The sequence below is a fragment of the Rhodococcus sp. LB1 genome (assembly GCF_001583455.1).
Classification (GTDB): domain Bacteria; phylum Actinomycetota; class Actinomycetes; order Mycobacteriales; family Mycobacteriaceae; genus Rhodococcus_F; species Rhodococcus_F opacus.
In genome coordinates this window covers 4820-6347 of sequence record NZ_LTCZ01000116.1, presented here as the reverse complement: position 1 = coordinate 6347, position 1528 = coordinate 4820, and the positions used below count along the sequence as shown (strand labels likewise).

At 63.0% G+C, this 1528-nt stretch carries 1 protein-coding gene; it reads left to right on the top strand.

Annotated elements, in window-relative coordinates; genetic code table 11:
* The first annotated feature begins 380 nt into the window (after positions 1–380).
* A complete protein-coding gene (locus AZG88_RS18150) occupies positions 381–1454 on the top strand; it encodes a PDDEXK nuclease domain-containing protein (protein WP_061698481.1) in 1074 nt (357 codons plus the stop codon).
* Positions 1455–1528: the final 74 nt, after the last annotated feature.

Below are 1528 nucleotides of genomic sequence, written 5' to 3'. Positions count from 1 at the left end.
ACGCCCCAGGGGTGGGGAATTACGTGACGGACAAACCCCTCAACCTGGGGAATTACATGACCGCTGACAATCGATCAGTTCTGCCGCCCGGCGGGGGCTTTGATTCGGCGGAGACGAGGTTGTCGGACCTGAATGAAGGGATCGGAATCATCGGTTCGTCGGTCCGGCGTCGCGTGGCGATACGGCGGCGGCTGGGCATCACTGGCTTACCTCCAGAGCGCCGAGATTGTTGCCGGTGGGAATGTGAATGCGCAGGCGGCGAGCCATCGCTGCTTATCGCCCCTGATCTCGATCACCCCGGATCTCGATCGCCCCGGGGTGACGCGCCGCGGGTGCGGGCGCCGCACTGACTTCGCCACCATCTGCGGGAAGATGGCTCGGTGAGCGATTCTGGACTGCTACCCGACGATTACCGTGACTTCCTCGAGCACCTCAAGTCTCAGGTCCGCCAGGCCCGAATCCGGGCGTCGCGGGTGGTCAACACTGAACTGCTCCTGCTGTATTGGGACATCGGCCGGGCCATCCTCGACCGCCAGGCCGCCGAGGGGTGGGGCAGCAAGGTCATCGACCGGCTCGCGGTGGATCTGCGATCCGAGTTTCCGGAGATGAGAGGATTCTCGCGGAGCAACCTGCACTACATGCGGAAGATTGCCGCGGAGTGGCCGCGGAGCGCATTTGTCCAGCAGTCTGTTGGACAACTTCCGTGGGGCCACGTGCTGCTGCTGATCGACCGACTTGATGATCAGGCCAGCCGGGACTGGTATGCGGCCGCGGCGTTCGAGCACGGCTGGTCCCGCAACGTCCTGATGCATCAGATCCGCAACCGACTCGACCAGCGGATCGGTGCGGCACCGTCGAACTTCACCGAGCACCTTCCCGCTGGCGACTCTGACCTCGCGCAGCAGCTGGTGCGCGACCCGTACGTGTTCGATTTCCTGGACCTCACTGATCGGGTTGCCGAGCGGGAGCTCGAGGCGGCGCTGATGGCTCGGCTGGAGCGGTTTCTGCTTGAGCTCGGGCACGGCTTCGCGTTCGTCGGCAGGCAGTACCACTTCGACGTCAACGGCGACGATTTCTACATAGACTTGCTGTTCTTCAATTGGGTGCAGTCCCGCTTCGTTGTTGTCGAGCTCAAGATTGGCCGGTTCGAACCCGAGTACGCGGGCAAGCTTGGCTTCTACGTATCCTGGGTTGACGACAACCTGCGCGACCACGACCAGCATGCTCCGACCATCGGGCTCTTGCTGTGTGCGGGCCGCAACGACAACGTCGTTCGCTACTCCCTGGCCGGGACCACCGCGCCCTTGGCGGTGGCCGACTACACGTATGACACTCTGCCCGCGCCGGTCCGCGAGCTTGTTCCGACCGACGATGAACTCGCGGCTGCCGTGGGCGAGACTCTGACCGACTTGAAGGAAAGTCGTTCATCACGAGGTGACGCCGAGGCCACCTAAAAACACGGTGCAGACTGCGACGGGATCCTGGTGACCTTGCCTGCGTATTTGTCCAACACGCTGTTGGACAAATA